The organism is Sulfurimonas sp., assembly GCF_014859695.1.
In the GTDB taxonomy this organism is placed as follows: domain Bacteria; phylum Campylobacterota; class Campylobacteria; order Campylobacterales; family Sulfurimonadaceae; genus Sulfurimonas.
This window is the reverse complement of sequence record NZ_JACUTS010000074.1, coordinates 1-8,428: the sequence shown is the minus strand read 5'-3', so window position 1 is coordinate 8,428 and position 8,428 is coordinate 1. Positions and strand designations below refer to the sequence as shown.

The following is an 8,428-nucleotide window of genomic DNA, read 5'->3' as shown; positions in this document are numbered from 1 at the left end:
TAAGCGAGAATGAAATCAAGCTTTATAAGAAAAAAATTAAATTTTACAATGAACTCAGAAAGGTAGTGCAGTTAAGATACCATGAAACTTGTGACTTTGGAAAATATGAAGAGCAGATGCAAAAGCTACTTGATACTTTTGTAAGTGCCAAAGAGGTGAATGAGCTGACTCGGCTTGTAAATATTTTTGAAACAGAGTTTGAAGAAGAGGTGCAAAGAGTTGAGGGTAAAAGTGCAAAAGCTGACACAATCTTAAGTGCAGTAAGTGCTGTTGTGAAAGAAAAAATGGAATCAAATCCAGCATTTTATAAATCTATAGCACAGCAGATTGAAGATGTAATCAATGAATATAAAGCTAAAAGGCTCAGTGAAGAGGAAAAATTAGCAAAAGCAAAACAATTAAAAGATCTTATTACTGGTATAGCAAAACCCAATCCGGACAAATATCCAAAAGAGTTTGAAAACAAAAAAACTCTACTTGCCATTTATGACAATTTGAATGATATTTTAGGTAGTTTAGAAGTGGTGGATTTTGAGATAATAGTCAAAAGCTTGACTCTAAAATTTGATGAGATTTATAAAGAAGCTTCAAAGAAACCTGAATGGCATAAAAATAAAGATGTCGAAAATGAAATTACCAGTGCTATGGAAGATGTTCTTTGGGACATAGAAGATGAATACGATATTAGAATTGATAACAAAGAGAAGATTTATCAGACAATTAGAGGTATTGGGATAAGTTTTTATGCTTGAAAATATTCAGATCACTAAAAAAGATGTCAAAAATATTACTCTAAAAGTCAAGCCAAACGGCGAAGTAAGCATAAGTGCTCCAAAAATTACAAGTGATAAGCATATAGAATTTATAGTGAAAAAAAGAGCTAAATGGATCAAAAAAAAAAGAGAATTTTTTGCATCGTTTCAGGTTAATGAGAAAGAGTATGTCAGTGGCGAGGATTTTCAATATCTTGGGAGAAGTTATAGACTCAAAGTTATAGAGTCGAAAAAAGAGAGCGTTAAGCTCCAAAGAGGCTATTTAGAGATTTATGTAAAAAACAAAAATGATAAAACAAAAAAACAAAACTTAGTGTATGAATGGTATTATGAAAAAGCACTACTGCATTTTTTTAACATCTTGCAAGAGTTTAACAAAATCGTAAAACAAGAGATAAAAGATATTAAAATAAGGCAAATGAAAACAAGATGGGGAAGCTGTAACCCTCATAAATCATATATAAATCTCAATATAGAGCTTATTAAAAAACCAAAAAAATGTATTGAATATGTTGTTTTTCATGAGTTGGCTCACTTGATTTATCCAAACCATTCTAAAGGATTTTATAATTATTTATCACTTTATATGAGTGATTGGGAGAAACGGAAAGAGGTCTTGGAGAAGGCTCCTTGGTTTTAGTATTGTAATGTTTTGGCTTTTAATGATAGATTTAGAAAAGCACAGAGAGCACAAATTTTTGATATCGCATATAAAGAAAAAGGTTATATCTTAATTTATAAATTTTTTATCTTCGAGAAAAATTTCACAACCAAAGTATTTTAGAGCTTCCCTATCTATTTTATTTATACTATTGGTTAATATTTGTAATGCAATTTGTGGGTGAGAAATAAGATAATAGCAGTCCATGTCATTAAGCAGGTTTAGTTGCTTTAAAAGGTGTTTTTTAACATATTTATCAAAGGAATCTGCTTTGTGTTTGTTGATTGTTTCTTCTAGAATTTTTTTTCCTTTTTTTCTCATCGTGAGCTTAGTATGATTCTGCTTTGAAATAATCGTAAGAATTTGCATAAATTCAATAATTAATCTGTTGTTTTGAAATTTTAAAATTTTCATCAACCATGGTTTATTGAGCATAGTTTTCTTAAGTATTGCCGCAATAATCTCACGGCGTATTAAATCAGGATTTAGATCATATGCAATGAAATCATTAAATAATTCATGTAAAATGCTGCCTTGTTTAACATCATCTACGGGCTTTTTGAATATGTATTCATCCAATACCAGTGCATTTAAGTCAACTCCTAAGTTCAAACGAAGCTTAGCCATATTATCCCATTTTAGGTCGGCTCCATTTTCAATCTTATTAAAAGTTTGTCTAGTAATGCCCATTTTTTCTGCGAATGCAGTTTTTGACAAGTTATTCATAATTCGTATTTTTGATAAATTTCTAACAATGATACTGTTCATGTATACAGTCCACCTTTATATGTAATTAATAATAAATAAAATTTTATTTTAAAAAATATTAATTACATATAAAGTGTAAAAATTTAGTTACAAATTTAAATATGTTATCTGCATTCTATTCAAGTATTATTTTGCATTCTCTTATCCCAAATAACAGATGTGCACGACCCTTTCTTAGCTTTCATTACAAACAAATCAATTTCTTCTAGTAAATCAAGCAGATTCTCATATCCATATTTTGTTGCGGAAACTTTTGCCTTTTTAAATTAACCTCAAATTCTTGAGAAGCAGTTTTAGTGCATCGCGAAGGATAATAACAAACCTGGTGTCTTGTCGTAGTTCTTTTCTTGTCTTTTTCCCATGTTGAGAATCTAAACAATATACTGCCACCAAAAGTAAACTTTATTGTTTACGAAAACAATATAGCAAAATGGAGTTTTTAAGAGATATAAGACAGTTGAATAACTAAACTTCTATAGCTGTAGCAACTTTAATTTGTGTTTCTACTGGCGTATAAAGATCGACCTCTGTAGATGTAGTAGATATTGAAACTATTAATGAATATCTAGTATTAGAATTCCATTTGTGCAAATGATTTCGTTCTTTCCACCAACCAATACCTGGATAAACAGCTATTAGATTGGAATCTGCTAATTCAGCAGCGGTACCTTTCCAGATATCAGAGTGTATAGAACCTTTGTTTCTATTGTTTGAACCTATAACCCAGTGATTTGAGGTACTTTCAGTACCTGGATGCCCATTTTCTTCGTTTCTTGCGGCGGTATTTATTCTTCGAGTAAATTCATCTTTTAATTCTCCAGGGGAATTTAATTCAAAACGAAGCATATGTGAGGCATAGCGATATTTATTTTTCCAACCTATTTCACCTGCCCCAGGTTCTATAAAATATGATAAAGTAACGCGCATTTCAACCTCTGTATCGTCTTCTAAATAGAGTAAATCTTCCTTTGGCCATGGTAAATCATATAGGTGCATATCTTTAGTCTTGTATCTACCATCATCTTTGAAAAATGGTTGTATATATGCTTCAGAAATTAAAGTTAATGAATTTGATGCACTATATAAGGCTCTTTGCAAAGAAGGCACACCATATCCACAAATACGTAATAAGCTTCTAATATCACTTTTACTGCTCATGTTGATTCCAAATTGACTAATAAGTTGATTTGTCCATTTAGCTGAATGTATCATAAGTGCACGTATTGTTTCGGGCCAAAACTCAGGATATTGTGCTTGTATTTTTGCAGCAAACCAAGAAGCTCTTGCAGTAGATAAACTAGTCATATTAAAGTGTGAAAAATGAGCAGTAGTTGGTTGAAAATTTGTTGATAATAATGCTAAGTCTTCACATTCTACACTAAAACCACTTCCGTCACAGGCTGTATTGCCACCTTCCATTACAATTTCTGGTTTAATAGGCCATTTATTATCCCAATCATATGATGTAGTTGTAAATGGGGACAGTCCATCTTTTGGAGCTACTGGCACATATCCAGCTAAAGTTGGATCTGTAATAATATTCATGGAGGTATATGCACCCACCGTTAGTGCGTTCCAAGATTGTGCTGGATCATGTATAGAGTCTGTTGTCTGTGAACTTGGATAACGAGAAGTATGATTAAAATCATAACAGTTGCCAGCACTTACAATAAATAGTCTTTTAGTGTTGTCTTCATTATGAGCACCTGAAGTTATACTATCTATAGAAGCTGACCATGATGATGGACGTCCTCTATCACGCGTATCTTTAGCAGTAACTGCCATACAAACTATTCTTTTTCTATGTGGTGCATTAATTTCAGCTCTACTGATAGCTTGATTTGTAATATCCCCCCATAGTTCCTTAGCAGTGCCCACAGTGCCTGGTGGACAAATTTTTACCGATTCCAAATAATGTGTTAACTCAACCGTACTTTTATGTGATAAACATTTCTCTAGGCTTCCATATGCTGCAATTCCCGCCATCGATGTCCCATGACCAACAGGGTGATGATCATGAGTACCCCATGAATAATTAACAGTTAGACAATCGTTATTATCTAAAATAGGGGATAAAAGAGGATGCCCATTATTTACACCATTATCTAAAATACAAATTGCAACGTTTGAATCAGTATTCTTTTCTAGTCTTGCTTGTAAATCATTAACCCACTCAGATTGTTCTATATTTTGCATATCTGTCCAAAAAGTGGCACTTTCTTTTGCTAGTCGATATTCCGCTATATCATCAGAAAATATAGAAAGTTTCTCAAGTTGTGTTAAATTAACATTAACAATTTTAACAGCTCTTTCTGGAAAACGTATTGTATTATTGCTAGCAATAATCTCATGCTCGCTCAGAAGGGCTTCAAAATTTTCTATAACTTCATCTGAAGTATCTCTTAACCAAACCTCACACCATGTTGGCTCTTCGCCTGGAATTAAATCAAGCTCATCTGTCCAAAAAGAATCTATTAACAGTGCTTTTTGTATGTCGGCTATGCTATTAATTAATGGCGCATTTTTAGGTTTGTTTGTTCGTGTTGACTCTGTTGCATATTGTTGAACTCTATCTAAAAAATAATTTGAGTTGATTTTTGGAATATAAACAGTTGCATAAGTAGTTGTTTTATCTTCGTATTGATTGGTTTCAGAATTTAAGACTTGATCTTTTTTTTCGCGCACATTCAATAAACGAATATTGGATCCAATGTTTTCTAGGCTTTTGATTGACAATTCTGACCCAGGGTCACTTTTAAATTCAAGGTACATGCCATCACGAGTTATTTGATAGTTGCTTTCTTCTCTGAATATATTGTGAAATGACTCATTAAGTTTTCTTTGTAAGTGTTGACTATGCGCCACACGATCTCGCTCTGGTATAAATGTATTTGTACGTCCAGTAATAGTACTGGTGAAAGGTTGCTCTTCAGGTGGTTTTACTATTTTGAGATGTTTTAAATTTTCAACTATCATATTAAGACTACCTTATTATAGAGTGTGTTTATACTTTGGAGATTCTTAATTATGTATAAAACAATAAACTTTTATTTACATTACTTTTTTGCTGAAAGTGTTCCTTGACGTTCTTGAAGCATTTGAAGTAATAAACTCGCATTAACTTCTTTTTTATCAAACAAAATAGCCTGTTTAATCGCATCTTGACAAGCATTACTTAGCTCACTATGACTTAAGCCTTCACTTTCTTGTAATACTTTTTTCCATGCAAATCTGTTTGTAATAAAAGTGCCTAGGATATTTTGAATAAGCTGTTTACATTCTTCTTTATCTGGACGTTCATAAAATAGTACATCGTCAAATCTACGAAAAAGTGCATGATCAAGCATATGAGGATTGTTAGTTGCTGCAATAATTAAGCTATCGGAAGTATCTTGTTCAATAAATTGTAAGAATGAGTTTAAGACACGTCTCATTTCACCTACATCATTTTCAAGAGTACGTTCTCCTCCAATTGCATCAAACTCATCGAAAAGATAAACACCAGGAGATTTTTCAATTAATTCAAATATTTGTCTTAACTTTGCACTTGATTCACCCATAAATTTTGTTAATAATCGATCCACTTGTATAGTATGGATTGGTATATTTAATTCTCCTGCTAAAATATTAGCAGTCATTGTTTTTCCAGTTCCAGGAGGTCCAGCAAGTAGAATTTTACGTCTATGTTTTAAACCAAATGATTTTAGTTTATTTTGTTGCCTATATTCAGTAATTATACGTATAATTCTATCTTTTAATTTGGTATTAATAACTAAGGATGCTTTTTTTGCAACAGAAGTCCTAGTTATAACTAAACCACCCAATTCTGGCAAAAATGAAATTGTACTTTTAATTTTATTTTGCTGACTTTTATCAATAATATCACGTATTTCATGTGCTAAGGATGTATGACCCTTTTTTGCTTCATGGGCTGCTAATTGAAGAGAAAGTGTATGAAACTTCTCTTTATCACTATTGTAATGAGACTTAATAAGTGACTTAATTTGCTCTGCTGTAGCCATATGTCTTACCTAGAGTTGTAAATATTTCTTATTATATCAGTTTTATACATACACAAATACATAAATTATACTTTTGTATTTAGTTTATATCCAGAATTCAACCAACAAGCGCAATACCTGATTAAACTGCTACATAAGATTACTAAGATCAAAAAATACAATCAACAACAGTTGTTTTTTATACATGTTGTCAATAATCACTTAAAAGCCGATCGGCAGTTTGTAGATTTGTTTTTGCATATCGTTTAGTTACTGCAATAGAGCTATGTCCCAAAACCTTCCCTATATTTTCAAGACTTTCTCCTCGATTGATAAAAGTATTACCAAGTGCATGCCTTGTGTCATGTATTCGCATGGTATCAATTCCAGCTCTTTTGATCACTTTCTTCCAGTGCCGGCGAAAAGTGCTCTCTGTTACATGGTTTGTTTTTTCTCCGGAAAATACAAAACCATTTTTTTTAATTCCATATTCTTTTAAAAATTTTGTTATGACCTTCGGCAACGGATATTCAGTTCTGCGGGTATTTTTTGCATAAATGGCTTCCACCACATAAACGTTTTGATCAAAATGTATACTACGCCAGTCTAAAGTTAAAGCTTCGTTGAGTCTACGACCATAATACAGAAAAAGCATAATACCACGGTACTTTAATATCTCGTATTGCTGTATTTCGTCAAAAAGTCTTAAACGCTTTTCTTCAGAGATTTCAAAATCAACAGTGTTGTCAAATTTTGGTATCTCTATTTTGATGGCTGGGTTAAACTGTACTATGTTTTGATTCATAGCATAATTAAATAGCGGACGCATAATGTCTTGTACCGTCTTGGCAGTTCTAGGTTTATAATATTCTCTAACTTTCCCTTCTGCTTTTTCTTTTAAAGATTGTTTCTTATATGTGGTCAAAATTTTTTTTACAATAGATTGAAGATCGGTGGTAATAACTTTAGTTATGTTCATGTCACCAATTTGTTTTGCAATCCATTTATTATAGAATGTTTGCATAGAATAGATGTTGTCCGGTGAGAGTGTAACTTTTTTGTGTTCAATATAATCTTCCCAAAGATCATTTAAAGATCTGAAAGTCTTTTTGATAATTATTCCTTTATCTTCAAGTTCAGATTTTAGAACATTACGATCCATGGTGGCTTGTTTAACTGCTTGCAACCCTGTGATGTTATCATAAGTCATCGTTTTTTTGATCTGCTTATTTCTAAAATAAAGTTTGATTACAATAGTAATTCGCTGATAATTAATTTTGTTAAGATCACCTCTACCAATCTCTTTTTTAGAAAAGACATTACCTGTGTCTTTATAGTATAATCCTTTTGTGTTGATGCCACTTATAACGATTTTTTTGAGTAAGTCATTTAAAGCCATTGTTAACCTCAGGGTACGGTTTGGGTACGGTTTTATATATAATTTGATATAAAAGCATAGCATAACTTTTTTTCAAAATTACTTATTTTAGGGCTTTATATACTTCTGTATAACTCTGTATAATATACACATGTGAGACTTAGGATCTGGTGCCGTAAGGTGTGGAGGTTCAAGTCCTCTCATCCGCACCATCCCTAAAATAGGGAACTTTAAGAGATTTTACTCTCACTTTAAGAAAACTTCAAAATCAATTTTTTACTACTTTTTTACTACAACTCTTAGTCTTTAGCCAGTATAAATTTCTACTACTAAATTTTTTTCTTCAAAATAACTCTTCAATTTTCAAAACTGATGACACAATATGAACTCCAATGAAATAATTTACTAAAAAATGACACCTTCTGAAAGGCAAAAAAGCCTTTATTAACATCTCTCTAGATTTTTAATATTATTACCCTGTTCAAATTATTCAACGGGGTACCAAGTGTTTTTCACTCCCAAAGTGAAGGAAGTCAGCTTTGGCTTCCCGTTGAGTAATTCAACCGGAGCATTTGGTACCTGTTCCTCACTCAAACACATTTCATTGTTAAAAATTGAAAGGCGTATTATCAAGCGTCTGGTGAAGTAGATACTCTGTTTGCAATCTATCATAGTTAATGTGTGCAAAGCAGTACCCAAGTATTGAAAAAAAAGTAGAAATTGATACAGTTACGGCTGACACCCAGTGGAAGTACTATTGCAGTAGATTAAGCTTTGTAAGTAGCACGTTATTACTAGGTAAATCCGATGAAAAATAAAACAAACCTTAAATGATACTTTTCTGTTC

Annotated in this window: 6 protein-coding genes; 2 read left to right on the top strand and 4 right to left on the bottom strand. The window is 32.0% G+C overall.

The features are described from left to right. Positions 1–752: type I restriction enzyme endonuclease domain-containing protein (locus tag IBX42_RS10135; protein ID WP_365943630.1), on the top strand; the 752-nt coding region annotated here is incomplete at its 5' end. Continuing rightward, the gene (locus IBX42_RS10130; protein ID WP_294932550.1) at positions 745–1,413 is read left to right on the top strand and encodes a SprT family zinc-dependent metalloprotease; all 669 of its coding nucleotides are present in this window, start codon (positions 745–747) and stop codon (positions 1,411–1,413) included. The genes IBX42_RS10135 and IBX42_RS10130, both read left to right, overlap by 8 nt. A gap of 90 nt (positions 1,414–1,503) precedes the next feature. Here IBX42_RS10130 and IBX42_RS10125 read toward each other — a convergent pair whose 3' ends face one another. The 4 genes from IBX42_RS10125 to IBX42_RS10110 form a co-directional block, all read right to left on the bottom strand. Then, positions 1,504–2,202 (bottom strand): helix-turn-helix transcriptional regulator, encoded by a 699-nt coding sequence (locus IBX42_RS10125; RefSeq protein ID WP_294932549.1) that lies wholly within the window; start codon positions 2,200–2,202, stop codon positions 1,504–1,506. A 465-nt stretch (positions 2,203–2,667) separates the two neighbouring features. Continuing rightward, positions 2,668–5,178 (bottom strand): S8 family peptidase, encoded by a 2,511-nt coding sequence (locus tag IBX42_RS10120; RefSeq protein ID WP_294932548.1) that lies wholly within the window; start codon positions 5,176–5,178, stop codon positions 2,668–2,670. An 80-nt stretch (positions 5,179–5,258) separates the two neighbouring features. After that, positions 5,259–6,224 (bottom strand): ATP-binding protein, encoded by a 966-nt coding sequence (locus IBX42_RS10115; protein ID WP_294932547.1) that lies wholly within the window; start codon positions 6,222–6,224, stop codon positions 5,259–5,261. Positions 6,225–6,414: 190 nt separating this feature from the next. Further along, positions 6,415–7,602 carry a site-specific integrase gene (locus IBX42_RS10110; protein WP_294932546.1) on the bottom strand — a complete coding sequence of 396 codons (1,188 nt, stop codon included), beginning with the start codon at positions 7,600–7,602 and terminating at the stop codon, positions 6,415–6,417. Positions 7,603–8,428 lie beyond the last annotated feature (826 nt).